Annotated in this window: 28 protein-coding genes; 17 read left to right on the top strand and 11 right to left on the bottom strand. The window is 70.0% G+C overall.

What is annotated here, in order from left to right:
- Window positions 1-28: 28 nt before the first annotated feature.
- Window positions 29-847: a phytanoyl-CoA dioxygenase family protein gene (locus ACIGDI_RS26595; RefSeq protein ID WP_399901307.1), complete on the top strand. Its 819-nt coding sequence runs from the start codon at window positions 29-31 to the stop codon at window positions 845-847.
- Window positions 844-1,128, top strand: a complete 285-nt coding sequence (locus ACIGDI_RS26600; RefSeq protein WP_399901310.1) for a hypothetical protein — start codon at window positions 844-846, stop codon at window positions 1,126-1,128. The genes ACIGDI_RS26595 and ACIGDI_RS26600 overlap by 4 nt, the downstream gene beginning before the upstream one ends.
- Before the next feature lie 70 nt (window positions 1,129-1,198).
- Here ACIGDI_RS26600 and rox read toward each other — a convergent pair whose 3' ends face one another.
- Together rox and ACIGDI_RS26610 are read right to left on the bottom strand one after the other, a co-directional pair.
- Window positions 1,199-2,695, bottom strand: a complete 1,497-nt coding sequence (rox, locus tag ACIGDI_RS26605) for a rifampin monooxygenase (protein WP_399901312.1) — start codon at window positions 2,693-2,695, stop codon at window positions 1,199-1,201.
- A gap of 282 nt (window positions 2,696-2,977) precedes the next feature.
- Entirely contained in the window at window positions 2,978-3,757 is a 780-nt protein-coding gene (locus tag ACIGDI_RS26610) for a hypothetical protein (protein WP_399901315.1), read from the bottom strand.
- 269 nt (window positions 3,758-4,026) lie between these two features.
- Here ACIGDI_RS26610 and ACIGDI_RS26615 point away from each other — a divergent pair, with 269 nt between their 5' ends.
- The 5 genes from ACIGDI_RS26615 to ACIGDI_RS26635 all read left to right on the top strand — a co-directional run bounded on the left by ACIGDI_RS26615 (window position 4,027) and on the right by ACIGDI_RS26635 (window position 8,663).
- Window positions 4,027-5,187 (top strand): amidase domain-containing protein, encoded by a 1,161-nt coding sequence (locus ACIGDI_RS26615; protein ID WP_399901318.1) that lies wholly within the window; start codon window positions 4,027-4,029, stop codon window positions 5,185-5,187.
- Between the two features lie 134 nt (window positions 5,188-5,321).
- Window positions 5,322-6,356, top strand: coding sequence for a permease (locus ACIGDI_RS26620; RefSeq protein ID WP_399901321.1), 1,035 nt, complete (start codon window positions 5,322-5,324; stop codon window positions 6,354-6,356).
- On the top strand, window positions 6,353-7,099 hold the full coding sequence (locus ACIGDI_RS26625; RefSeq protein WP_399901324.1) for a TIGR03943 family putative permease subunit: 747 nt from the start codon (window positions 6,353-6,355) through the stop codon (window positions 7,097-7,099). Before ACIGDI_RS26620 ends, ACIGDI_RS26625 begins: the two co-directional genes overlap by 4 nt.
- Before the next feature lie 128 nt (window positions 7,100-7,227).
- On the top strand, window positions 7,228-7,806 hold the full coding sequence (locus ACIGDI_RS26630; RefSeq protein ID WP_399901327.1) for a carboxymuconolactone decarboxylase family protein: 579 nt from the start codon (window positions 7,228-7,230) through the stop codon (window positions 7,804-7,806).
- Entirely contained in the window at window positions 7,803-8,663 is an 861-nt protein-coding gene (locus ACIGDI_RS26635; RefSeq protein ID WP_399901330.1) for an RNA polymerase sigma-70 factor, read from the top strand. The genes ACIGDI_RS26630 and ACIGDI_RS26635 overlap by 4 nt, the downstream gene beginning before the upstream one ends.
- A gap of 57 nt (window positions 8,664-8,720) precedes the next feature.
- Here the strand turns inward: ACIGDI_RS26635 and ACIGDI_RS26640 are convergent, their stop codons facing one another.
- The 4 genes from ACIGDI_RS26640 to ACIGDI_RS26655 all read right to left on the bottom strand — a co-directional run bounded on the left by ACIGDI_RS26640 (window position 8,721) and on the right by ACIGDI_RS26655 (window position 12,847).
- Entirely contained in the window at window positions 8,721-9,707 is a 987-nt protein-coding gene (locus ACIGDI_RS26640; protein ID WP_399901333.1) for an L-threonylcarbamoyladenylate synthase, read from the bottom strand.
- Between the two features lie 159 nt (window positions 9,708-9,866).
- Window positions 9,867-10,613, bottom strand: coding sequence for a beta-glucanase (locus ACIGDI_RS26645; protein ID WP_399901336.1), 747 nt, complete (start codon window positions 10,611-10,613; stop codon window positions 9,867-9,869).
- A 195-nt stretch (window positions 10,614-10,808) separates the two neighbouring features.
- The gene (locus tag ACIGDI_RS26650; protein WP_399901339.1) at window positions 10,809-12,419 is read right to left on the bottom strand and encodes a cation acetate symporter; all 1,611 of its coding nucleotides are present in this window, start codon (window positions 12,417-12,419) and stop codon (window positions 10,809-10,811) included.
- A complete protein-coding gene (locus ACIGDI_RS26655; RefSeq protein WP_399901342.1) occupies window positions 12,416-12,847 on the bottom strand; it encodes a DUF485 domain-containing protein in 432 nt (143 codons plus the stop codon). Before ACIGDI_RS26655 ends, ACIGDI_RS26650 begins: the two co-directional genes overlap by 4 nt.
- 568 nt (window positions 12,848-13,415) lie before the next feature.
- Between ACIGDI_RS26655 and ACIGDI_RS26660 the strand changes: the two genes are divergently transcribed.
- From ACIGDI_RS26660 to ACIGDI_RS26680, 5 genes are all read left to right on the top strand, one after another.
- Window positions 13,416-13,655, top strand: a complete 240-nt coding sequence (locus ACIGDI_RS26660; protein ID WP_200699468.1) for a hypothetical protein — start codon at window positions 13,416-13,418, stop codon at window positions 13,653-13,655.
- Entirely contained in the window at window positions 13,655-14,032 is a 378-nt protein-coding gene (locus ACIGDI_RS26665; protein WP_399901345.1) for a fic family toxin-antitoxin system, toxin component, read from the top strand. The genes ACIGDI_RS26660 and ACIGDI_RS26665 overlap by 1 nt, the downstream gene beginning before the upstream one ends.
- Before the next feature lie 162 nt (window positions 14,033-14,194).
- Complete coding sequence (locus ACIGDI_RS26670; protein WP_399901348.1) at window positions 14,195-14,887, top strand: SMI1/KNR4 family protein; 693 nt, start codon at window positions 14,195-14,197, stop codon at window positions 14,885-14,887.
- A gap of 230 nt (window positions 14,888-15,117) precedes the next feature.
- Window positions 15,118-15,456 (top strand): hypothetical protein, encoded by a 339-nt coding sequence (locus tag ACIGDI_RS26675; protein ID WP_399901351.1) that lies wholly within the window; start codon window positions 15,118-15,120, stop codon window positions 15,454-15,456.
- Between the two features lie 502 nt (window positions 15,457-15,958).
- Entirely contained in the window at window positions 15,959-16,204 is a 246-nt protein-coding gene (locus ACIGDI_RS26680) for a hypothetical protein (protein ID WP_200699465.1), read from the top strand.
- 30 nt (window positions 16,205-16,234) lie between these two features.
- Here the strand turns inward: ACIGDI_RS26680 and ACIGDI_RS26685 are convergent, their stop codons facing one another.
- On the bottom strand, window positions 16,235-16,450 hold the full coding sequence (locus tag ACIGDI_RS26685; protein ID WP_399901355.1) for a hypothetical protein: 216 nt from the start codon (window positions 16,448-16,450) through the stop codon (window positions 16,235-16,237).
- A 128-nt stretch (window positions 16,451-16,578) separates the two neighbouring features.
- Here ACIGDI_RS26685 and ACIGDI_RS26690 point away from each other — a divergent pair, with 128 nt between their 5' ends.
- On the top strand, window positions 16,579-17,415 hold the full coding sequence (locus tag ACIGDI_RS26690; RefSeq protein ID WP_399901358.1) for an ANTAR domain-containing protein: 837 nt from the start codon (window positions 16,579-16,581) through the stop codon (window positions 17,413-17,415).
- A gap of 156 nt (window positions 17,416-17,571) precedes the next feature.
- Window positions 17,572-18,234: a LysE family translocator gene (locus ACIGDI_RS26695; protein ID WP_399901362.1), complete on the top strand. Its 663-nt coding sequence runs from the start codon at window positions 17,572-17,574 to the stop codon at window positions 18,232-18,234.
- 15 nt (window positions 18,235-18,249) lie between these two features.
- Here the strand turns inward: ACIGDI_RS26695 and ACIGDI_RS26700 are convergent, their stop codons facing one another.
- Window positions 18,250-19,452: an alkane 1-monooxygenase gene (locus tag ACIGDI_RS26700; protein WP_399901365.1), complete on the bottom strand. Its 1,203-nt coding sequence runs from the start codon at window positions 19,450-19,452 to the stop codon at window positions 18,250-18,252.
- Window positions 19,453-19,635: 183 nt separating this feature from the next.
- Between ACIGDI_RS26700 and ACIGDI_RS26705 the strand changes: the two genes are divergently transcribed.
- A complete protein-coding gene (locus ACIGDI_RS26705) occupies window positions 19,636-20,271 on the top strand; it encodes a TetR family transcriptional regulator (protein ID WP_399901368.1) in 636 nt (211 codons plus the stop codon).
- A 27-nt stretch (window positions 20,272-20,298) separates the two neighbouring features.
- On the opposite strand, the gene ACIGDI_RS26710 is transcribed toward ACIGDI_RS26705, so the two are convergent.
- Window positions 20,299-20,910: a class I SAM-dependent methyltransferase gene (locus tag ACIGDI_RS26710; RefSeq protein ID WP_399901371.1), complete on the bottom strand. Its 612-nt coding sequence runs from the start codon at window positions 20,908-20,910 to the stop codon at window positions 20,299-20,301.
- Between the two features lie 89 nt (window positions 20,911-20,999).
- Complete coding sequence (locus tag ACIGDI_RS26715; RefSeq protein ID WP_399901374.1) at window positions 21,000-22,634, bottom strand: LuxR C-terminal-related transcriptional regulator; 1,635 nt, start codon at window positions 22,632-22,634, stop codon at window positions 21,000-21,002.
- Between the two features lie 221 nt (window positions 22,635-22,855).
- Here ACIGDI_RS26715 and ACIGDI_RS26720 point away from each other — a divergent pair, with 221 nt between their 5' ends.
- On the top strand, window positions 22,856-23,167 hold the full coding sequence (locus ACIGDI_RS26720; protein ID WP_200699461.1) for a WhiB family transcriptional regulator: 312 nt from the start codon (window positions 22,856-22,858) through the stop codon (window positions 23,165-23,167).
- 106 nt (window positions 23,168-23,273) lie between these two features.
- Here ACIGDI_RS26720 and ACIGDI_RS26725 read toward each other — a convergent pair whose 3' ends face one another.
- Window positions 23,274-23,687, bottom strand: coding sequence for a DUF5994 family protein (locus ACIGDI_RS26725; protein ID WP_399901377.1), 414 nt, complete (start codon window positions 23,685-23,687; stop codon window positions 23,274-23,276).
- A gap of 620 nt (window positions 23,688-24,307) precedes the next feature.
- Between ACIGDI_RS26725 and ACIGDI_RS26730 the strand changes: the two genes are divergently transcribed.
- On the top strand, window positions 24,308-24,712 hold the full coding sequence (locus tag ACIGDI_RS26730) for a DUF5994 family protein (RefSeq protein ID WP_399901380.1): 405 nt from the start codon (window positions 24,308-24,310) through the stop codon (window positions 24,710-24,712).
- The last annotated feature ends 27 nt before the right edge of the window (window positions 24,713-24,739 follow it).

A 24,739-nucleotide genomic window follows, 5' to 3' on the forward strand; every position in this document is an offset into this window, starting at 1 on the left:
GACGGCAGTCTCTTTCTACGGTTGCCGTATGCCAACCACACGACAACTGCTGAGTTCTGCCCAGGTGGCGCGGTTCGTGGCACAGGGATTCCTGCGCCTGGACGGCGTCGTGCCCCGTGAGCTGAACGAGGAGGCGTTCGGCGTCTTCGCCGCGGGACTGCCGCCGGTTCCGTACGGCACCGCTGTGCCGAAGGCGTTCCCCGAGGGCTCCTTCGCCCGGCGGCTCCTCGAACTGCCTTCGGTCGCGGGCGCTTTGGAGAGCCTGGTGGGCCCGGACCCCACGGTCGACCACCACTTCGTGCACACGCGGGAACCGCATGAGGGCAGTGCGCAGCCCCTGCACGCCGACGCCCTCATCGACCTGCGGACCGACGCCTTCGACGTGCAGTTGATGTACTACCCGCAGGAGGTCACCGCAGACATGGGCGGCACGCTCATCGTCCCCGGCAGCCACCTGCGGCGCATCAACGAGTCGGACACCGGCCGTTACCAGAACCTGCGCGGCCAGGCCCGGCTGACCTGCCCGGCCGGCACGGTCCTGCTGCTGCACCACGGCATCTGGCACGGGGGCCGTCGCAACGACAGTGACAGCGTCCGTCACATGTACAAGATCCGTTTCAACCCGACGGTGCCGCAGGTACGGCTGTGGGACACCACGGACCTCCAAGGCCCGTCCGTCCGCGAGGAGTTGGGACGGACCTTCCCCTGGTACGAACCGGCCACCGGCCGTCTGGAGATCCACAACCGGATCAGGCTCTGGCGGGTGCTGTCCGGCGACCCCGACTTCGACATCGAGTACTGGGCCACCCGGATCTCGAACCGACCTGCGCAGAGGAGCCACGCGTGACCAGTTCGAACACGGTACGGCAGCAGGTGCTCGTCCTGTACCTGGGCACATCCGCACTCGACTCCCCGGTCATCGGATGGGCCCGATACGACGGCACCGGCACGACCCGGCCCACCACCGGAGACGACGACCAGCCCCCGTACGAGACAGGCGTCGCCGCACTCCAGGACGGCTGGCGCCTCTTCCAGGCCGCCCAGCTGATCCCTCCGTATCCGGGGGCGGAACACGAGACGTCGTTCCTCAAGCACGAGTTCTTCTTCGAGCGACTCGTGACGGTGTGAGCCGGATATGGCGGTAGGCGTCGGGCCCGGTGCTCCGACGCCCGCCGGGGCGTCGGAGCACCGTGGGTCTTCAGTCCGTGGGTTTGCCGAACCAGCGGTGGAGGTGGGCGTCGAGGTCTTGCTGGTCGTCCCCCATCCAGGCGATGTGGCCGTCCGGGCGCAGCAGAACGCAGGGGACATCCAGTGCCGCGGTCGGGTCGGCGAGGTGGTCGACCCGGTCGGACCAGCCGCCGACGGTCAGGCGCTCGGTGCGGTCCAGGAGCAGACCGCGGCCGCGGTGCAGCAGATCGTAGAGGCGCCCCCGTTTCACCTCGATGTCCCGCAGGCGTCGGCCGAGCAGGTCGGGGCCCGCACCGAAGTCGTAGCGGATGCCGATCGCGGTGATCTTCTCGATCAGGTAGCGGTTCACCTCGTCGAAGTCCATCAGATCGGTGAGCAGCCTGCGCACGGCCTGCGGGCCCGCTTCGGTGGAGAGCAGTTCCATCTGGGCGCGGGTGTTGTCGAGCACGTCTTCGGCGACCGGACGGCGTTCGCCTTCGTAGGTGTCCAGGAGTGCCTGCGGCGCCCAGCCGTGGATCTGCGCGGCCAGTTTCCAGCCGAGGTTGAACGTGTCCTGCACGCCCAGGTTGAGCCCTTGTCCACCGGTGGGCGGATGGATGTGTGCCGCGTCGCCGGCCAGCAGCACCCGCCCGACCCGATACCGTTCGGCCAGCCGTGTGGCATCCCCGAAGCGGGACAACCAGCGCGGGGAGTGCACGCCGAAGTCGGTTCCGGCGACGGCGCGCAGCTGTTGTCTGAAGTCCTCGAGCGTGGGCGGTTCCGCGCGATCGCCGACTCCCGCTGCGGGGACCACCACGCTGAAGACCCTCTCGCCGACCGGCCGCAGCCAGAACCGCTGATGGGTCTCGCGGATCTCCCTCACCTTGGCGGCGATCTCCTCCGGCGGCACACCCACTTCCAGCTCGCCCATCAGCGTCTCGGTCCGCGAGGGCTCACCGGGGAAGCCGACGCCGAGCAGTTTGCGCACCGTGCTGCGGCCACCGTCACAGCCGACGAGACAGCGCGAACGCAGCCGTTCGCCGTCTGCCAGCTCGACGGTCACCCCCTCGTCGTCCTGCTCCAGACCGACCACCGCACAACCGTGCCGGACCTGGGCACCGAGTTGGATGGCGTGTTCCTCCAGCAGGCGGACGACGGTCGGCTGCGGGATGCCCAGCAGATAGGCGTGCGCGGAATCCAAATCCTTGGGCGCCGGTTTGGCGATGGCGGCGAAGAAGCCGCCGGCCGGACGCCGGCGTCCGTGGGCGAGCATGCGATCCAGGAGCCCGCGCATCGCCATCAGCTCGACAGTGCGGATATGCAGCCCGACGATGCGGGCGAAGGACACGGGTTCGGTTTCCCGCTCCACAACGAGTACCCGCACGTCGTGCAGCCGTAGTTCGGCGGCCAGCATCGCGCCGGCCGGCCCGCACCCGGCAATGATCACTTCGTACATGAGGGGCGTGGGGACGGCGCGCTCTTGCGTCTCTTTCGACGACGGCTCGGCGGGGAACTGGACAGAGTCCATAGGTGTTGCCTTTCGGGAGTGCCTTGTGGTGGAGGCGCTCCCGGCGACACCTGCGTCAGTCGCCGGCCGTGACCACAAGGGGGAGCACCCACGTCGATACAGCGTTCATGGGTCTCACCTCCTCGGGCGGTTTCACGGTCGACTGCAAGCTACAAGCCCCCGCATCACCCGTCCAACGCTTTTCGCAGCGCGGCCGAGTTGTGGGGACCCGAAGAACGAACACCCCCGGGTCCCCACTCCGTGTCCGCGGTCAGCGCCTTGCGTGAAGGCGCCGTTCGCCGGTCACTTCAGGTTGAGCACCTCTCCGGCCGACACCTTCCGCGAGGTGGTCGTCGTACCGGGGAAGTACCAGCGCCAGCTGCCTGCCGAGGTGATGGTGACCTTGGTGGCCAGCTTTCCCGCGTCGCCCGTCGTCACGGTCTTGACCGTGCTGTAGTGGGCGGCACCCTTCGGCCTGAACTGGAGCTTGACCTGCTGGCCGGTGAACCCGTGGTACTTGAGGTCCTCCCAGTCGGCCCTGGACAGCTTGCCGGTGACGGTCACCGTGGCGCCCTTGGCGACCTCCTCGGGTGCGATCACCGTCGGGAGTTGCACGGCCCGTTTCACCTTGTACTCGGCGATGTGGTCGGAGATCCAGTAGTCCCCGTCCTTCGCCTTGACGGTGGCATTGACCTGCCAGACGCCGGCGACCTTGTTGCTGTCCATGTCGTCGCTGTCGGCGATCCAGGCCGGGTCGATGGTCATCGTGGCCCGGCACACCGAGGTGGTCGCACTCTTCTTCGTGCAGGACGAGTCATCGTCCCACGTGGCGAACGACCAGCCGTTCGCCATGTTGAAGGTGCTGACGTGGGTGAGCCCCTTCACCCCCGAGTCGTCCTTGACGGTGATGTCGATCGGGTAGTGGATCGTCTTCGACGTCCCCACGATGACGTTGCCGCCGCCGTTGACCACGGTCTTCACCACCCGGACGTCGCCCCGCCCCTCGGCATGGGCGCCGGTCGCGGTGGTGAGCATCAATGCCACCGCTCCGCCGGCCGCGGCCCAGGCTGTTCTGCGTCTCATAATCCTCCCCTTGTCGTGCGCGTGCCAAGAGAGGCTATGCGATCACCGAAGCGTCTCTGTCGATGAGGTCGGCACTGTGCCGGTCTGTCTGGCTTGGCGCAGTCGACTGTCCCGCGCCGGCGGCCACTTCGCCGGTTTCGCCGGCGCATCCCCCTTCACACCAGCTACACACGGCGTGCGAAGATTCCGTCGCCCGGTACGTACATCGCTGTGCCGGCAGAGGGGAAAGTCGAGTGAAATCAAGGAAACTGAGCCGCAGACGGCGTCACGTGACCATAGTGACGGCGGCCGCCGCATCGGTGGTCGCCGGTGCGGCGCTGCTGCCCAACTGGAGTGCGGGAGCCGCGGTCGGAGCCGACCAGCCGACCGTGGACCCGGCGACCAAGGCCACCTTCCAGCGGCTGGCCGACGCGGTCTTCACCGAGCGTACGGACGCTCTGCTGGACAGCGGCAAGAGGCGGCACACGCCGCTGTCGTCGCGCTTCTCCGGCGATGTGAGCATGTCCTCCACGCTGTCGGACGACGAGAAGTCCGCTCTGTCCCAGCTGCGCAACCGCAAGTCCCGTCTGCAGGAGCTCGGTGAGAGCTACAGCGCGGGCAACACCAAGGTCTCGCTGGACCGGACGGTCGTCCGAGGCCGGCATGCCACGGTCCAGGTCACCGAGACGACCACGCTGACGTACAAGAAGGTCGGCGGGGAGAAGGTCAGCGGCAACGAGCCGAAGACGACCGGCTTCCAGGCTCACCACAAGCTGACCTTCACGGCCGACTCCAACGGCAACTGGCAGCTGTCGAACATCCGGGAGACCGACGCGGGCTACCTCGCGGTCAACCAGCCGGCCAAGCCGTCGATCAAGGCGGCGCCGACCACTGCCGACGACAACATGCCCGAGGCGACGCGCTCCGCCACCACGTGGCCCGCGCCGGCGAAGCCGAAGAACTTCTCCGCCACCGGTTACGACTACAAGGCGATGGCCGCGTACGCGGAGAAGTACTGGAGCAACTACAACCCCGCCTACCCGAACTTCAACGGTCAGGGCGGCGGCGGCGACTGCACCAACTTCGTCAGCCAGTCGCTGAAGGCGGGCGGCTGGAAGCACGTTCCCGGCTACGTGAACGACTACACGAAGTGGTTCGGCAACGCCGACATCCAGTCGGATTCGTTCGTCGGCGTCAACGAGTTCTCCTGGTTCGCGCTGAACTCGAAGCGGGCCACCAGCCTCGCCAACGTCTATCAGCTGGACGTCGGCGACGTGCTGCAGATGGACTTCGACAGGGACGGCTCCAAGGACCACACGATGATCGTCACCTACCGCAGCCCTCAGGGCGTGCCGTACGTGACGTACCACTCCACCAACACCTTCCGCAGGTCGGTGGCCAGCATCGTCGCGTCGTATCCGAACTCGGCGTACTACGCCTACCGGACCTGACCGGTGCGTGACCGGGGACCGGGCGACCGGTCCCCGACCCAGCCTCCCGGCTTCAACCCCGGTCGGCGTGTTCTTGTTTCGTGTTCGCAGGTGCCCGCTATGTTTGCCCCGATCATCGGACAGGCGGAGCGGCAATGCAGCGAACAGCAGAACTGGCGGAGGCGGCCGAGCAGGCCGACTCGGACAGAGCGGCGACGGACGAGGCCGCACCCGGCTGGCCCCGGACCTGGCCGCTCATCCTTCTCGGGGCGGCCATCGTGCCCGGGACGGCCCTGTACCTCGTGGGCAAGGGGGTGCAGACGCCCGCGATGCAGGCGTGGCGGACCGTATGCCTCGCCGTCACCGTGCAGGCGCTGCCGTTTCTTCTGCTGGGCACGGCGTTGTCCGGCGCCATCAATGCGTTCGTCCCGGCCCGCGTGTTCAGCCGGTTGCTGCCGCGCCGGCCGCTGCTCGCCGTGCCGGTGGCCGGTATGGCGGGTGTCGTCCTGCCGGGCTGCGAGTGCGCGTCGGTGCCGGTGGCGAACAGTCTCATCGGCCGGGGTGTCACGCCTGCGGCCGCCTTCGCGTTCCTGCTGTCGGCACCGGCGATCAACCCGGTGGTGCTGACAGCCACTGCCGTCGCCTTCCCCGGGCAGCCGGCGATGGTCGCTGCCAGGCTGCTTGCCTCGATCGTCACGGCGTCGGTGATGGGCTGGCTGTGGTTGTGGCTGGGGCGCGCCGAATGGCTGAAGCCGGTCGTACGGCACACCGGGCACCAGGCCGGGGCGAGCCGGTGGCGGGAGTTCCGGGCCGGTTTCCAGCACGACTTCCTGCACGCGGGCGGTTTCCTGGTGGTGGGGGCCATGGCGGCGGCCACGTTCAACGTGGCGGTGCCCCGGTCGGTGCTGGAGACCTTCTCCGGTTCGGCCTGGTTGTCGGTCCTGTTCCTGGCCGGGCTGGCGATCGTACTGGCGGTGTGCTCGGAGGCGGACGCCTTCGTGGCGGCCTCACTGAGCGGGTTCTCGCCGGTCGCACGGCTGGCGTTCATGGTGGTCGGCCCGATGGTCGACCTGAAGCTGATCGCCCTGCAGACGGGCACCTTCGGCCGGGCCTTCGCGATCCGGTTCTCCGCCGCCACGGTCGTCGTCGCGGTCCTTTCCAGCGCGCTGATCGGGGGAGCACTGCTGTGAGACGTCCGCTTCAGATCGCTCTGCTCGCCCTCAGCGGGCTCGGCCTGCTGCACATCGCCCTCTTCACCGACCTGTACCTGCGCTACGTCAAGGAGGGGATGCGCCCGCTGCTCATCGCCTCCGGTGTCGTGCTGATCGTGCTCGGCGTGGCGGACGCGATGTCGTACGGCAGGAGGGACGAGCACGACGGGCACGTTTCCCATGGCGAGGGCGGCCACGGGCACGACCATTCCACAGCACCCCGTGTCGCGTGGCTGCTGTTCCTCCCGGCGCTGAGCCTGCTGCTCTACGCCCCGCCCGCCCTCGGGGCGTACACCGCTTCCCGTGAGCCGGCCAAGGCGGTCGCGCAGCAGGACAGGTTCGACCCGCTGCCCGCCACCTCGCCGCTTCCGATCACGCTCACCGACTTCACCCTTCGCGTTCAGCAGGACCGTACGCGGGCCATCAAGGGACGTACGGTCCAGCTGAGCGGTTTCGTCACGTCCGGCAAACAGCCCGGCAGCTGGGACCTGACCCGCATCATCATTTCCTGCTGTGCGGCCGACGCCCAGTCCGTGAAGCTACGGATCTACGGTTCGGCCCCGCCGGCCGACACCTGGGTGTCCGTCACGGGAACCTGGCACCCCGGCGGAACCCTCGGCACCAGCTCGGCGTCCGTCGCACTCGACGCCCGTTCCGTGCAGGAAGTCGCCAAGCCGGTGAACTCGTACACCGACGATCTTCCCTTGGTCCCCACGCGGTAGCCGGACGGAAGAGATTCCGGAGGAGGGGGGTAGTACGAGGCCGTTGGGGCGCTGGGTGTCACACGCCTGGGCTGGGCGGTGTCTTCATGCCGAACAGCCCTACAGGCACCCGTACAAGGAGAGACACCATGACTCTGCGCCTCCCCAAGGCCGAGCTCCCCGCGGAGCTCAAGGAGAGCATGACCGACCAGCTGGGCGCCGTGCCCGAGAACGTCGAGGTGCTGTGGCACAGCCCCCGGGTGGCGCGGGACAACCTGGAGTTCGGTGCGAGGGTGGGGGCCTGGGACGGGGCCGACCCGGCCCTGAAGTCGTTCGCGCACATGGCTGTCGCGTCGCAGGTCGGCTGCACCTGGTGCCTGGACGTCGGCTACTTCCAGGCACGGAACGCGAACCTGGACCTGGCCAAGGCGAGTCAGGTGCCCTGCTGGCGGCAGGCGGAGGTGTTCACGCCACTGGAGCGTGACGTCATGGACTATGCCGAGGCGATGACGAACACACCCCCGACCGTCACCGACGCACAGTACGCCGCCCTGCTGGAGAGCCTCGGGACGGAGGCGATGGTGGAGCTCACCGCGTTCATCGCCTACGTCAACCTGGCGACCAGGGCGAACGTGGCGAACGGGGTCACCTCGCAGGGCTTCTCCGACGCCTGCGAGATCCCGCTGGCCAAGCGCCCGGCGACGACCCCGGTGGGTTCCCCGGCATGACCGAGGATCCCTTCGTCGCCCACCGCAGCCTCCTCTTCACCGTCGCCTACGAGATGCTCGGCTCGGCGGCCGACGCGGAGGACGTGCTGCAGGACACCTGGCTGCGGTGGGCCGACGTCGACCGGTCAAAGATCCACGACCCGCGGTCGTACCTCGTCCGGGCCGTCACCCGCCAGGGGCTCAACCGCCTGCGCACACTCTCACGCCGTCGCGAGGACTACGTGGGCGAGTGGCTGCCCGAACCTCTGTCGACCCACCCCGATGTGGCCGACGACGTGGAGCTCGCGGAAAGCGTCTCCATCGCGATGCTGACCGTCCTGGAGACGCTCGGACCGGTGGAACGCGCGGTGTTCGTCCTCCGCGAGGTCTTCGACATGCCGTACGACGAGGTCGCCGAAGCCGTGGGCCGGACCCCTGCCGCCGTTCGGCAGATCGCCCGGCGGGCCCGGGCGCACGTCGCCGCTCGACGGCCACGCGTCAAAGTGAGCCCGGCAGAGCACAAGAGCGTCGTGGACCGTTTCGTGGCCGCGCTGCACACCGGGCGCATCCAGGACCTTCTGGAGATCATGGCACCGGACGTGGTCCTCATCGCCGACGGCGGCGGGATCACGGCCGCGGCCCCGGCCCCCCTCCACGGCGCCGAGCTGGTGGCGACGATGCTCGCGGGCACCGATCGCGCCGCCTCCGAGATCACGGCGGTATGGCTCAACGGATCCCCCGCGATCCGGATCGCATCCGGCAGCGGAGGGGCCGCGGTCAGCCTCGTGGTCGAGAACGGGCGTATCACCAGGATCTACGCCACATCCAACCCGCAGAAGCTGTCACGACTCGACAAGCCGACCGATCTCACCAGGTAGGCCGCGGCCCGGGTGTCCCGGGCCGCGCGGAGGTCGCCTTCTTCGCGCAGGCGCCCGTCACACGCTGCTTCGGGGCCCCGCGGCGCGGCGGAGCCGGTTGGCGATCGCCAGGCCCAGCCCTTCCTCCGCCGGCAGGGAGGCCACGATCAGGTCGCAGCCCTGTCGGTCCAGCTCGCGCAGGAAGCCGAAGAGGCCGTGCGCGTAGGCGGTCATCGAGTCGGGCACCGTCACCACGGCGTGGGCCTTCGGCGCGGCGTCGGCGAAGGCGGAGGGAAGGAAGACGCCCACCTGGTGCCCCAGCGCCTGCGCGCGCTCCGCTTCGGCGACGACGTCCTCGGGCTCGACGAGGACGACTCGCGCACTCGGCGCGTAGTGGGACGGATGCTGGCCCGGCACCCGAATGTCACTGGTGGCGGGGACCGCGAGCGGATACCCCAGCACGGCTTCGAGATCCTCGCGCGTGACTCCGCCGGGCCGCAGGATGCTGGGGACCTCTCCCGTGGCGTCGACGATGGTCGACTCGACGCCGACCTCGCACGGGCCGCCGTCCAGCACGTAGTCCACGGCATCGCCGAGCTCGGTACGGACATGTTCGGCGGTGGTGGGACTGACGGAGCCGAAGCGGTTGGCGGACGGGGCGGTGACACCGCCGCCGAAGGCCGACAGCAGCGCGAGGGCCACGGGGTGGGCGGGCACGCGCACGGCCACCGTCTCCAAGCCACCGGTGGCCTCCAGAGGCACGCGGGGACCGCGCCGCAGGACCAGGGTGAGCGGCCCGGGCCAGAAGTGCTCGGCCAGCAGGCGCGCCGTCGCGGGCACCTCCTCGGCCCAGTCGTCCAGCTGCTCCGCGCCGCCGATGTGGACGATCAGCGGGTGGGACGGCGGACGTCCCTTGACCTGGAAGATGCGCGCGACGGCGGCGGGGTCCTCGGCGTTGGCGCCCAGCCCGTAGACGGTTTCGGTCGGAAGGCCCACCAGGCCGCCGGCGCGCAGCACACCGGCTGCCTTGTCGATGTCAATGAAGCTTGCCGTCACTCGCGTCATTCTAGGTGCGCCGAGGACCGACGCCGTCCATGATCGTTCTCGCCCTTCCGGGCCCGGGTCTCGGCCGCACAGCCGGTTCGGCGCCGTCACCGGTCGCCACGCCCGGAAACGCTCATGACGACGGCCACGGCACCGCCGAGGAACAGAGGGGCGTGTCCGCTACGCGGGGCCGGCGCTGATCTCCGACGAGGGGCCGGTCTGCGTCGCCGGTTCACCGCGGGCGTCCGAGGCGGTCGGGTGCGGCACGGAGGGCGCTGACGGACGGTGCACGGTCAGGCTTTCCACGCGGTAGGACAGTTCGGTGGCCGTGGGGTCGGGGGGCGGGTGGTAGCGGCCCGCGCAGACGGAGAGGTTGACGATCAGGTAGGCGTGCCAGCGGGCTCCGACGCCCTTGCCGTCGGCGAAGACCTGCGTCCCGTCGAGCGACCACACCACATCGCGGCGGCCGAACGTGACCTGCAGGTCGATGGTCGCGCCAGGGCGCACCGCCGGGCGCCGCAGGTAAAGGTGACCCTGCCGCACGTGGTTGGACAGTTCCAGCAGGTCCGGGTTGTCGGGGTGGTATTCGAAGACGTCGACCTCGTTGCCCCCGTCCCGCCAGGTCCAGATCGCCGGCCACGCGCCGAGCCCGGTGGGCAGGCAGACCCTGGCCCGCAACTGGTCGCCGGTGCGGACCATGAAGCCTTCGTCGCTTCCTTCCGTGGTGAGCAGACCGGCGTTCCACCAGCCGTCGGTCCGGCGGGTGGCGCGGAAGCTGCCGGTGCGGGAGTAGGCGGGGTCCGCGGTGAGGTAGTCCAGTTTGTTGTCGCCCGGGTTGGTCGGGCCGCCGTCGGGATAGGCCCAGGAACGCCCCGCGACCCACTGGCGTTCGGAGGTGAAATCGGCTGTGAAGACGACATCGCTCACGTGCTGCTCCGTGGTGGCCGAAAGCGGCATAGGGATCGGCCGAGTGCTGCCCGTGCGGGACACCGGCCATGCGCCGGGCCACCGCTCCGCGCTTCACTTCGTTCTCCCGGGTGAGAGACGTGTGCCGTGCGGTCGAACGCTCGGATGAGACGCGAACGCAGGCTCTCTTCTTCGATCCCCGAGCGAGGTGTCGCGTCATTCCGCCCCGGGCCCTGGCGGCCCGGCCAGCAGAAGATGCTCCATCGCCTCGTAGCGGTCTCCTTCTCGCACCGTCGTCCGTCGGCGCGACAGCACGGTGCCCAGTACGCCGCACAGGAAGCCCACCGGTACCGAGACCAGGGCCGTGGTGGTGAAGGGGAGCCAGTTGAAGTCGGCGTCGGGAAAGGCCGATTGCGGGCTCCCGGAGACGAGGTTGGTGCCGGGGATGAGGACGAGGACGCTCACCGTGCCCCCGATGAGGGTGCACAGCAGTCCCGTGCGCGTGTAGCGGCGCCAGAACAGGCTGTAGACGAGCGCGGGGGCGATGGCCGAGGCGCCCAGGCAGAAGGAGAGGATGGCGAGCGGCTGGAGGCTGCGGTGCTGGGCCGCCACGGCGAGCAGAATCACCGGGAGGCCCACGGTGAGCGCGGCCAGCCGGGCCAGCGCCGTCTCACGCTGCGGTCCCAGCGGGCGGCGCGTGGCGGCGACGTCGTGGGCCAGGGAGTTGGCGCAGGCGAGCGTCATGCTCGACACGGAGGCCAGCAGCGTCAGGAAGATCGCCGTCGTGACCGTGGTGAACAGCAGGCTCTCCGCATGGGACAGCCGCATCCCGAACGCGGCCCGCGCGCCCAGCAGATAGGCGGTGTTGCCGCGTGCGTCGGCGGCCGTGATGCCGGTCCGCCCGATCAACGCCGTGGCTCCGACGGCGATGACGATCACGACGGCCATGAACAGGGCCACCGTGGAGACCGCCCAGCTCATCGCGCGCCGGACCTGGCGTGCGCTGCCCGCGCTGTACATGCGCATGGTGACGTGCGGCAGACAGGCACCCCCGAGCACGATGGCGCACTGGGTGCTGATCATGTCGAGGTCGCTGTGCGGGCCGTCGGCGAACTGAAGGCCGGAGCGCAGGTAGGCGTCACCGGCTCCGCTGTGGTGTGCCGCTGTCTGGAAGAGGCTCCGCGGGTTCCAGCCGAAGGTGTGCAGGATGAGCCCGGCGACGATCAGCCCGGACCCGAGCAGCATCACCGTCTTGAGGATCTGGATCAGCGCCGTGCCCCGCATGCCTCCGATGGCCGCGTACGTGATCATCAGCGCGCCGGCTCCGATGACGCATCCCGTCCGCATCGCGCTGTCGGTGAAGCCGAGCACGTACGCCAACAACTGCCCCACACCGGCGAGTTGTACGACCATCATCGGCACCAGCGAGGTCAGGGTGACCACGCAGGCCGTGATACGCACGGCGCGGCCCGACAGCCGTCGGCCCAGCGCGTCGCCCATGGTGAACCGGCCTGTGTGATGCAGGGGTTCGGCCAGCAACACCATCAGCAACAGCAGTGACAGCAAGGTGCTCAGAGCCAGTACGACACCGTCGTAACCGCACAGCGCGATGACACCGCCGATGGTGAGCACGGTGGCCGCGGAGATGTAGTCACCCGCGATGGCCAGGCCGTTGCGCAGCGGCGACAGGGAACGGTAGCCGGTGTAGAACTCGGCGAGGTCGTCGCGGTCGGGGCCGGTCAGCACGCACAGCAGAAGGGTGAGGGTGACGACCGTGCAGAACGCGACGAGTGACCAGGACTGCGCGGTGCCGGAGAAGTCGGTCACGGCCGCCCCTCCCCGTCATCGGCGCCGCATGCGTACCGGCGTACGCGCCGGGCAAGGGGGTCGACGTACCGGCGTGCGGTGAACTCGTAGAGGAGCACCGCCAGCCAGGTGACGGGGAGTTGGGCGACGGCGAGCAGAAGGCCGGTGGGCAGCCCGCCGGGTCCGGGGCGGGACATGAGGGAGGGGAGCCGGACGGTCAGGGCGAGGAAGACGGCGAAGTAGCCCAGAGCGGCGAACGTCGCCACACGGCGCAGTCGGCGGCTCGCCCGTCGCAGCAACCGCAGATCGCGGTGCGGCCCCGTCCACGAACGGAGACGGGCCGGAACCCGTACCTCGCTCGCGCGGTGCGAGTGCGGGCCCGGGGTGGGAAAGGCGTGCCGGGCGGGTCGGTGCCGCGCCGGGTATAACTCGGAGCTGTCGGAGGACATCCCAAGATCTCCTGGTGGTCAGGGCCCAAGAGGTGCGGACCGCGGGCGTGGGGGAGCGGTTCGGGATACCGCACGTTATGCGGCCCGCGGGGCGCGCGCAGCGGCTTCGGTGAACTGCCTGGTGACGCCTGGTTCCCCCGCTGACCTTGGGTGTTGCGTGTGTGGTCGGTGTGGCGGAGGTGCTCGACCGGGTGCGCCTCATGGGTTTGCGTACTGCTCCGACCGGAAGTGTGTCCCGGGCCGGCAGGATGATCGTCGGCAGGTGCCGCCCGAGGGCGGAAAGGGCAATTCGCCTGTTCGGCCTAGTGTGGCCGCGCGTGGACGGGGCAGTCGATGCTCACCTCCGGAAGGTGATCCTCCTCGCGCGTTCCGGAGTGTGTAGGCGCGGATGCCGCAGTCACCCCCGAGCCGGCTGCGGCATACCGCGCCTTTCTGGCGCGGGCATGTCCGCGACCGGCCTCCACGCGAAGCCCCGACCACGCGGCCGCACCCTCTCGTGACGCGCACCCCAGGTCGCCGCATGGGAATCGCGCCCCACTGTGTGGTAACAGCTGTTACCATGCTGCGTATGGCGAAGACACAGCTGGGTGCGCGAGTGGACGAGGATGTGGCGGAGCTCGCGCGTAAGCGCGCCGCCGACCTGGGGCTGAGCATCGGCGACTACCTGGCCAGGCTGGTGCAGGACGATGCCAGCGGTCTGCGTGCCCGTGCGGTGGACGCGGCCTCCCGCTTCTTGGCCGAACACCAAAGCGTCTTCGACGAGGCCGAAGAGGCCCAGCAGTCGCCCGGGGGAGCGCGCGCGGCCTGATGGACATGCACATCGACGTTCCCTGGATCCTGCAGGTCGCCGAGGCCGCCGGGGCGGACGATCCGGCTCCCGACGACTACGGCGTTCCCGTCTCGGCGGTCGCCCGACACCGGGCCGAGCTGTTCGAGCAGCCCATCTACGACGGCCCCTACGCCAAAGCCGCCGCCCTCGTGCACACGCTGGGCCGGTGCCGCTGGCTGGAGCGCTCCAACATGGCCGTCGCCGCCGCATCCGGCGTCATGTATCTCGAGGCCGCCGGAATCACCGTCAAGCCCGACCGTGAGGATGCCGTCGCCCTCAAGGACCTGTTGCTCGATCCCGCCTGCACCGCGGGAAGGATCGCCACCCTGCTGGGGACCTGGCCCACCGCCACGTGACGGCGCCACGGTGGTGGCACTCGCGGTAGACGCGGGGCCGACCGCCGAGGAATGTGTCGAACTCCAGCCCGTCTAGCCCCTCTAGCCTTCCAGCGCTTCCAGCGCTTCCAGCGCCGAGATAATCGCGTGTCTGTGCGCCCCGTGTACCACTAGCGTGTGTCCATGATCGAGGACATATGGGCGGGGGTCAGGGAGCGGGTGCTCCGACTGGGCGAACACCCCGGGACGGAGAAGATCTTCGGGGCGCGGGGCCACGGCTTCCGGCTCGGCCCGGTCCTGGACGAAGGAGAGTTGCGGGCGCTGGAGGCGGACCTGGGGATCGGCCTGCCGGTGGAGTATCGGAGCTTTCTGCGCTGTGTCGGAGGCGGCGGTGCCGGCCCCGACTACGGCCTGATGACGCCCGTCTCGGATGACAGCGGGTGGCAATGGCGCGGCGTCGGACTCGCCTACCCCGGACAGCCCACCACGGCCCGGTTCGCCGGGCAGCCCTTCGTGGCCGAGGCGTTGCAGGAGGAACTCGACTCGCTCGAGACGCAGGAGCCCGAGAGGGGCGCTTTCGCATCCGAGGACGCGTTCCGCCGCGCGTACGCGGCATGGGACGCACGCTACGAGGAGCTGAGTGACGCTCAGGAGGCCGGCGCGGTGTTCCTCAGTGAGCAGGGGTGCGGCTACACGTCGCTGCTGGTGATGACGGGCCCCCACCGGGGTGCCATCTGGGAGGACCTGCGGCCGGCGGACGGGGGGATCAGGCCGTCCGGACAGAACTTCGCCCAGTGGTACCGGAGTTGGCTCGAGCGCACGGAACAGCAACTCCAGGCCCTGTCCTCGGCACCGGAAGCCCCGGATCGGGTCTGAGCGCCGCTGCTCCGTCGCGCCACCGACCCTCGTACGTACGACTGATCGCGAACGGATAGTTTCTATCCTGCAACAGTTGGCATATAAACTTGTCAGGGTTCCGGTTATCTATCTGGGGGGCGTCGGTGGCGTGGTTCTCGAAGCGAAGACGGGACGAACCTGCCTCCGACTTCGGGGACGCCAACGTGGCCATTGAGCTGAGTCAGGCGGATTTCCGGATTCTCGTCCGCGTGATCGAACATGCCAGAGAGCGGATGGAGGCCGTCGGCGGCAGTGACGCCGACACGATCCGCAATGCCAGCGGTGCCGAACTCCTGCCGATGCTCTATCCCCGGGTCGGGACCGCCGTCGCCCGAGGCCACGCGGTGGCGATGCTCGTGTCCGAGATCCGGCACGTGGAGGCCGCCGTCATCAACCTGGAGTCCTACGGGGGACACGAGACCGTCCTCATAGAGGGCTACGCACTCCTGAAACGGCTGACCGCGCTCAAAGAACGGGCCAGAGTGGCGGAGACGGTCGACGGGATCCTCACGCTGCCTCGGCCCACACCGCACGCTCCCTGCGGCTGATCCAGGTCGGACGGCCGTCACGGAACCCTGCGCTCAAACGCGGAATCGCCCGAATGTTGCGAATCGGCCGCAATGTCACGAGGTGTTCGCAGGGCGGTGGGCGCACTGTCACGGGCAGCAACCAGGCCGGACCGGTACCGGTTGACGACGGCATGAACGAGCACCCCCAGCACGATGAGTACGTTTCCGGTGTACGCGCCGGACAGCTCGAACCCTCTGCTCAGGACGGCGGTTGTTTCGCGAGCGTCGACGCGGAGTGTTCCTGGTGTGCCCAGATGCAGGCCGCTGAAGAGGCGGCTGCCTGCGCCCGTCGACCGGACACGCGCACGTCCGAGCGCCCGTGACGCACTGCCGTACGGCTGTCGCCGCCTGAGCATCGGCGGATACGACAAGCATCGGATTGCATCCTTCGCGTGGTAACTCGCGCGGACCGCAACTGACAACCGGCCAACTCGCCTCTCCCACATCGACATCGACACCACCTGTGAGCAAGGAGCGCGGTATGACCCTGACGACCGACTCGTTGATCAGCACTCTGCACACCGACGACTACCTGATGCCGCCCCCCAACCCCGCGGACCGACTGCCCTGCCACATCGAGCCGCGTGACCTGCGCCGTCTGGAACTGCACGCGGTGCTCACCGCGGCCGGCATCGCCCCGCTGCCCGGCGACTGCGAAGCCATCGACCAGATCAGCGCCCTGCCCGCGGAGGTACATCAAGCCCTGCACCGCTGGCTGACCGCGTAGACGGCTCCGGGACCGAGCGGGGCCATTCGGTCAGGCCTTGCGGTCGGACGAGGCGGCGCACCGCAGCCACTCGCCGACCACGTCCTGGCACTCGTCGAGAGCCGGGTCACGACTGCCGCCAGGCGCGTGGGCCGGAGACCGGTCGGCACGCAGCGGCAGGCGGGCGCAGTACAAGGCCCGCTCGGCACCCACCCGCCCTGCGTCCGGCCGGTCCACCCCCTGTCGGTAAGTGACGGGCTCGGGCATGCATACAGTGGAGCCAGGTGTTCCGGCCGGAAGCACCGCATGACGCGCCCGTGCGCGACGCGCAGTCGCGTGACGCCGCACGGTCGCCGCAGAGTACTGGAGGCCCGACCGTGACCGACCATCCCAGCATGCCCGTCGCGCCGTCCGGCGGGGAACACTCCAGCGCCGAGGACGCCGTGCAGGGCGCCGGGGATGACGCCGTCGGGGAGCGGAACCGGCGGCTGGCCCACGCCGGTGTCGCACGGGCCGAGAAGCTGCTCATGTCGCGGTACGGCATCTCTTCCCAGCAGGAGGCCTTCGATCTGCTGCGCCGCACGTCTCAGCGGTTCAACATCAAACTCCATGTTCTTGCCGAGGTCGCGGCCCGCCTTCCCGCCCCCGATGCGCAAGCTCCCCACTGGGCCCCGAGCCGTCGGCGCGGGCCCGAGCCGCCGATGCCCGCGCTGCGGGCGAGCGGAGCGGGACGGGCCGGCTACGGCGCTGTCCTCAAGGCCGCCCTGGATCGGACGCTGCATCTCACGGGCGCCGAGATGGGCAACGTACAGGTGGTGGAGAGCGGGACGCTGCGCATGGAGAGGCACACCGGCCTGGACCGTCACTTCACCGACTACTTCGCCTTTGTCGGCACCTCGACGACCTCCTGCGCGCAGGCCGCCGAAGAGGTCCGGCAGGTCACCGTCAAGGATGTCGCCGCCTCCGACATCTTCGACGAAGGTTCTCGCAGGACGATCCTGGAGGCCGGTAGCCAGGCCTGTCACAGTGTGCCGCTGCTCGGTCCGAACGGCGAGGTGAGGGGCATGATCTCCTCCCATCACGAGCGTCCGCTGCACGGTCTGTCACCTGACCGCCTCGACGCGCTGCACGAACTCGGCAGGCAGGTCGGCCTGTGGCTGTCGTGGCACCGCCGCACCGTCGTCCCCGTCGCCCTCGACCACCTCCACCGAACCGTCACCGGCCGGAACTGACAGCCCGTCACTCCGGCACCGATCGCCAAGCGGGCAGGGTCACTCCGGCGTCGGCTCCACCTTTTGGACCACCAACCTCCTCCGACGGTCACTGTCCCGGGCCACCCGGGGTACCCGAGGCCACCTTCGCTCCAGACCCGACGAAACGGAGAGTGGATGTCGGTCGATCTCCTCGGCTTCCTCGGAGTGGTCCTGGTGGCCTACGTCGTCCCCGGCCCCGACTTCCTGGTGGTGCTCAGATCGGCCACCGAGCATCCCGTGAAGGGGCGGGCCGCAGCGCTGGGTGCCCAGGCAGGCTTGTGCGTGCACATGCTCGCCGCCGCCCTCGGGCTCTCAGTGATCGCCGCGCGTTCGCCGGTGGTCTACGACGCCGTCAAACTGCTGGGTGCGGCCTACCTCGTCCACCTGGGAATCCGCGCGGTGCTGGCCGCCCGTCGGGCGGCCGAGGAGCGGCGTGCCGGGCGCAATCGCACAGAGGGCGTCACAACACCGCACGCGAAGAGTGTGGTTGGACCCGGCGCCGGCCGTTGGCGATCCGGTTTCGCGCAGGGATTCCTCACCAACGTACTCAACCCCAAGGCCGCGTTGTTCTTCCTCAGCATCCTGCCGCAGTTCGTCCACGGCGGCGGATCGACGACCCGGCAGATCTTCCTCCTCGGCCTTCTGGACGTGTTGATCGGTGTCGTCTACTGGTTCGCGTTGGTCGCCGTCGCGGCGCGCCTTCGCGCGATTCTGGCTCGTCCGAGGATCCGTGACCGGTGGGAACTGATCACAGGCTGGCTGTTCATCGCCATAGGCATCGGCGTCGCGGCCGCCTGAGAAGCGCTGTGCCTGTCAGCCGGCGTTTCGCGCGTCCGGCGGAGTGTTGGGTGCGGTGGCGGTCAGTGCGCCCGTGGTGCCGAAGAGCCGGCGTCGCAGGGGCGGATGGAGGTTGGCGCGGGTCAGGTCGCTGTCGTAGTGGGTCATCAGCCGGTGGTCCATCACCCGGCGCCACAGCGGCGGGAACCAGGCCAGCACGATCATGGTGGCGTAGCCCGAGGGGAGTTGGGGCGCCTCGTCGAAGTGCCGCAGGGTCTGGTACCGGCGCAGCGGGTTGGCGTGGTGGTCGGAGTGCCGCTGCAACTGGAAGAGGAAGAGGTTGCTGACCGTGTTGTCGCTGTTCCAGCTGTGGCGGGGCGCCACGCGTTCATAGCGGCCGTCCGGTCGGCGACGCCGCAGGAGGCCGTAGTGCTCCAGGTAGTTGACCGTCTCCAGAAGGCAGAAGCCGAGCACCGCCTGGAGCGCCAGATACGGCAGGACCCGCAGGCCGAACACCGCGGTGAGTACGGCGAACAAGGCGGCCGAGAGCGCCCAGGCGGTCAGGATCTCGTTGTGCGGGCCGAACACCGCTCGCTTGCGCCGGGACAGTCGGCGCGCCTCGAGTTCCCAGGCCGAGCGGAGACTGCCCCACACGGTGCGCGGCAGGAACCGCCAGAAGCTCTCGCCCATGCGGCTGCTCGCGGGGTCGTCGGGGGTGGCGACCCGGACGTGGTGACCGTGGTTGTGCTCGACGTAGAAGTGCCCGTACCAGGTCTGCGCGAGCGCCATGCGGCTCAGCCGCCGCTCCAACTGCTCACGCTTGTGACCGAGTTCGTGGGCGGTGTTGATGGCGACGCCGGCTACGACGCCTGTCGTCACGGCGAGTCCCAGGTCGTCGGCGACCGACAGCCGGCCGGTCGCCCACTGGTCGCAGGCCCAGATGAGGGCGCCGAACTGGAGCGGCAGGTAGAGGTAGGTGCACCAGCGGTAGTAGCGGTCGGCTTCCAGGCGCGGCATGGCCTCGTCCGGTGGGTTGGCGCCGTCCGGTCCGGTCAGCCAGTCGATGAGGGGCACGAGGACGAAGGCGAAGAACGGACCCCACCACCAGAAGACGCGCAGGTGCGTGAGGGCGACCAGACCGCCCGCCTGGAACGGCAGGGTCGGCACGGCCAGGGCGAGCAGCCACAGGGGGCGTTTGGGATCCCGCCAGACGCGGGCATCGTACGGCGCTGGCTCCACGAGGACTCCTTGACGAAGGGCGCGTGCTTCCGCCGCACCGGTCCGGGACGGCGGAAGCACGCGTTGGGGGGTGAGCAGACAGTGCCACGGAGACGCGAGCGCTGACAAAGGAAGCGCCATGTAAACGTTCTGACGCTATGTCAGGTGCAGTGTGTGGAGACGGGGCGATGGCAGACTGCCGGGGTGCGCGAGAACCGTCCGTCCCTTCCCTCCGGGCCCCGTCCCGATCCGCCCCGGGTGGCGTGGCGCAAGCAGATGCGGGAGCGGGTGCTCCAAGAGGCCCGCGCGCTGGCCGCCGAGGGCGGCTGGGACCGGGTGAGGGTGGGCGACCTGGCACTGCGGGCGGACGTCTCGCGGCCCTCGATCTACAAGGAGTTCGGCGACCGGGCGGGCATCGGGCAGGCACTGGTGCTGCGCGAGACGGAGGAGTTCCTGCGAGGCCTCGCCGCGGTGCTGGACGAGCGCCGCGACGACCTCGCGGCCGCGTTGCGGGCCGGGGTCGCCCACGCCCTGGTCGAGGCGGGCACCAACCCCTTCATCGGTGCCGTACTCACCGCGGCCCGTGGTGGCACGGACGCGCTGCTGCCGTTCTTGACGAGCAGGCCCGAACCCGTCTTCACCAGCGCCTCGGAGCTGCTGGCGCAGTGGCTGGGCGAGGTGGCGCCGACGGTGGCGGCCGACCGCCGGGTGGAGGCGGCCGACCTCGCGGTGCGGCTGACGATCAGTCACATGCTCCTGCGCTCCCCGCTGACCGCGGACGCGCCCGAGCGCGTCTCGCGCGCGGCCTGTGCGGTGCTGGGGCTGCCGCCCGGTCCCTGACCACCGGGAAGTGCCCCGCCCGCGTGGTCAGGCGGTGCGCCGTACCAGATGGAACGTGGGCGCCGCCTTGCGCAGCGGCGCCGGCATCCCCTCGGTCGGTGCGGATTCGCTGTCGATGAGGTGCCAGCCGGGGAACGCGGTCTCGATGTCCGTGGCGTCGGCGCCCCGGGGCAGGGGTTTCGGCGCGGCGCCGGGCCGGAAGGCGAGAAGGATCATCAGAGCGTCCGGCGCCGCCACAGCGGTGGCCGAACGCCCCATGGCGGCGCGCTGTTCGTCGTCCAGGCCGTGGAAGCACCCGATGTCCAGCAGCAGGCGGTACGGCCCGCCGACCTCGGTGCGGTCCAGCGCGGTGACGTCGCCCTGAAGGACCCGTACCTCCACACCCGCCTCCGCGACGCGGGCGCGGGCGCGGCGCACCGCCTTGCCGATCAGGTCCACGCCGGTGGCCTGCCAACCGCGCTGGGCGAGGGCGACGAGGTGCAGCCCGGAGCCGCAGCCCAGGTCGAGCGCGCGTCCCGGCCCGCCGAGCTCCGTCTCGGCTCGGGCGATCAGCTTGTCGAGGGCGGCCGCGCCGCTGGTGCCGGCCCGCTCCCAAGGCGTGAGGTTCAGTGCGTACGCGACGGCGTATCCCCTGCTCATGACGGCTCCTGGGTCGTATCGGTTGGGGTGACCGTAGGAGCCCGGTGCGGCCGTCCGCATCGGGAGAACTATGCAGATCGCCTGTGGGTTCAGACGAGGTGGTGTTCGTAGGCGAACGCGGTGGCCGCGGCCCGCGACGACAGGTCCAGCTTGGTGAAGATGTTGGCGACGTGCCGGGCGACCGTCTTCTCCGAGAGGAACATCGACTCGGCGATGGCCCGGTTGGTGGCGCCGGTCGCCACCGCCCTGAGGACCTCGACCTCCCGCAAGGTCAGCCTGCCGGGGGCGGGTGGCACGGAACGGCGGGTCAGGCCGTCCATTCGCTCGACCTCCGGTACGGCACCCAGCTGCTCGAAGATCCAGCGGGCCGCACCGAGTTCGAGCTCGGCGCTCTCCTGGTCACCGAGGGCTCGGCAGGCGAGGGCGATCAGGGTGCGGCAGCGGGCCGCGTCGTAGGGGGCCGGAATCGCCTGGGCCAGCGACCGGGCGCGGCGCAGGCACGGCAGCGCCGCCACCGGATCGCCCTCAGCGAGTCGGACGGCACCGATGGCCTGCTGGGCCGCCGCGTCGAGCAGTGGGGCGGACCGCGCGCCGGAGATCTCGACGAGCTCCTCGGCCGCGCGCCGTGCCGCTTCGACGTCGTCGGCGGCGAGCGCGATCTCGACGTACGCGGGCAGCAGCCGTGCGCGCAGCGATGGGCGGCTCGCTTCGTCGAGGGCGCGGCGGATCGCGGCGAGCGCTGTGCCGGTTCGCCGTTCGGCGAGGCGCAGCAGGGCGAAGCCGGGCTGTGGGTCGTGCCCGACGCGGATCGCCGCTCGGTAGGCCGCTTCGGCGGCGACGAGGTCCCCGCGCAACCGCAGGAGCTCACCGCGCTGGTAGAGCGCCATCCCGGTGGCCGGGTCACGCATGAGGGCCTCGGCCTGGGCGCAGGCGCGGGCGACCTCCGCGTCCGCGTCCGGCCAGGAGCCGGTGAGCTGGAGGATCTCGGCACGGTGGACGGTGCACTGCCCGCGGTAGGGGACGAGGTCAGGCTGTGCGGCGCACCACCGGCTCAGCGCGCTGGTCCACTCCCGACTGCGGCGGACGTCGAAGACGTCGCGGCAGGTGTTGATCACGGCGCAGTAGACAAGGCCGACGAGCTGCGGCGATACGTCCTCGGCGGTGGTCACCCGGACCATCACCTCGTCCAGCTCGGAGAGGCCGGCCTCGACAGCGCCGCTGCCCACCAGGGCCTGGCCGTGCGCGTTGTGGGCGAGGACGGCCAGATCGGGGTCGCCGAACCGCGCGGCGTACCCGATCGCCTGCTCGGCGAGGGCGAGTGAGGTCGGTAGATCGTTGCCGAAGAACGCGGCCATGGCGCGGGGTACCAGCAGGAACCCGGTCCACACCGAGTCGGTCACGGAATGTGTGTCAAGGACGCTGCGGACACGACCGAACCATCCGCCGCCGCGGGCCGGCTCGTCTCGCAGCGTGAGTGCGAGGGCCAGCCAGTACGCCACGCGGCAGGCACCGCCGACGTCTCCTGCCCGCGTGTAGGCGTGGTGCGCCCGCTCGCGTGCGGTGTCGGACTCGGCGTCGTGACCGGTCAGGAAGGCGGCCAGCCCCCACCGTTCGAGGTCTACGGCGGTGAGATCGGCGCTCGCCGCGGCGGCGAAGAGGTCGCGGGCGGCGCCCCATCGGTGCTGGGCGTACTCGGTGCGCGCTGCCTCCGGTGTTGCCGTCACAGCGGGGATCATATGCGGGCCGATGCCCTGTTTGCGCCGGGACGGACATTGCGGCATCCCTTAGTTCTTCCCCACTCGGCAGGCAAGCATCGATCACCCGAAGGTGTGATGGTGCGGAGCAAACGCAGGAACGATCCTGTCAACGACGTAACGTCATATGCCTGTTGCTCAGGGCAACAGGCAACTCACAGCAGGAATCAGGGGAGAGGACGGCTCACGCAATGGCGGAGACGGACTGGAGTGAACAAGGGCTGTGCAGGACGGCCGACCCGGACGCCCTGTTCGTCGAGGGGAGCGCACAGAACCGCGCCAAAGCCCTGTGCAGTGGCTGCGTCGTCAGGACCGAGTGCCTGGCCTACGCCTTGGACCAGCGCATCGAATTCGGCGTATGGGGCGGCATGACCGAGCGGGAACGCCGGGCTCTGTTGCGGCGACGGCCGACGGTCACCTCCTGGAGGCGCCTGCTGGAGACGGCCCGTATGGAACACGGAAGAACCGGCGCTGCCACGACCGCCGTGCGGCAGGCGAGCTGACCCGAGACGCTGAGGTGGACCGGCTCGGCATCCAAGGTCATCGCACGGAGATCGAAGACGAGGAAGATGGGAATGACCTCGCAGGTCGAGCGGTTCGAGCCCCGAACTACTGTCCTGCCCCGGCCAACAACCGGGCGGCCGTGTCCGCGGGTTCCTCGTGCGACACGACCATGAGCATCCAGCGGCCCACGGTCTCGCAGTCCAAGGTGATCACGCCGGCCCCGTCGGCGGCTTCGGTCGGCTCCACGCTGATCACGCGGCCCGGCGCGATGACCGTGCGAGGTGCTTTCGGCCATTGAGAGGCGTCCACCCTGACGCGCACGGTCCCACCCCGTTCCGGCTCCAACAAGGCGACGAGCGAGGGCAGTTCGAGTTCCAGTACGTCGCAGCGCGGCCACCAGGCCCCGTCCAGCGGGCCGTGGCCGACGTCCTCGGCGAGGACCAGCCGGGGCAGAGGCATGCGATACGTGTGGGCGTCGTCCGTGGACATTGCCTCGGCCGCGGTACGGCTGGATTCCATCGTGCGGTCCCGTCCCGGGAGCCGAGGACGGCTGCCCGTTGCGTCACTCGCCGGGAACGGCACCGCCGGTCGCGCTGCGCGAAGAGCCCTCGGTGCCCTCAGGCTACCCCGAAGACCTTCGTTCGCCTTCTCGGCAGTCTGCTGCCGGCCTGTGAACACCCGGTCGACCCGGCCCTTCCCGCCGTCCGGCCGGTCAACGTCCCACGCCCGTACGTGTCAACGCGGTGCCTCCCGGAGCGCCTGCTCCCTGCGGGCCCTGATCAGGGGCGCTGCGGTCTTACCCCGCACGGGGAGTAGGGTGGGCCCAAAGAGGGTGGGTCACGCCCACCCGCCAGGTCGTATCCAGCACCAGAGGTGCCCGTGACCCCGGCCGCACCTCGGTCCCAGGGGCCTCACCATGGGCAGCGCCCACTCCACGCCACCCAGCCCCGGCACTTCCGCCGCGACGTCCGCGCCGGACACCGCCCCAGACCTACGACGGCACTTCCTCCTCCTCCCACCGGACGGCCCTGCTTCCGTGCGCGAGGCAGAGACCGGCCGTCTGTTCCGTGACCGGATCGCGGCTCGCCCGCGCCCGACCCTGGCCGCTCATCCGTGCAAGGCAGTTGGCAGGAGCCGTCATGACCGCCGCACTACATCCCCCGCATCCTCCTTCTCCCGACCTGCGCCTGCGCCTGGCGCCCCACGGTGACGTGCCCCGGTCCATCGACGGAGCGTGGTGGCCGCGCTCGTACGACCTGCTCGCCGAACTTCCGTCCCTGCTCGCAGGTTTGCCGCCGACGTGGGGGCACATCACCAGCGTCACCGTCAACGGCGCACTCTGGCCCACGACGCCAGGCCGGATGCTGGTGTCCAACGAGGTAGTGCGAGTGTGCAGGAACCTGGCGACATCCGCCCGGCACACCATCGTCCTCCTCGCCCCCGGCCAGGGGCGCTGGGACCTCCTGGTCGTGCCTCCGGACACGACCGAGGAAGCCGCGGGACCGCTCATGGCGGCCGCGGCCGGCACATCCCCGGAAGGCTGATCAGGGACGACGGACCGCAGCCGTGCG

Origin of the sequence: Streptomyces sp. NPDC085900, assembly GCF_044540925.1 — a bacterium.
Taxonomy (GTDB): domain Bacteria; phylum Actinomycetota; class Actinomycetes; order Streptomycetales; family Streptomycetaceae; genus Streptomyces; species Streptomyces gilvifuscus.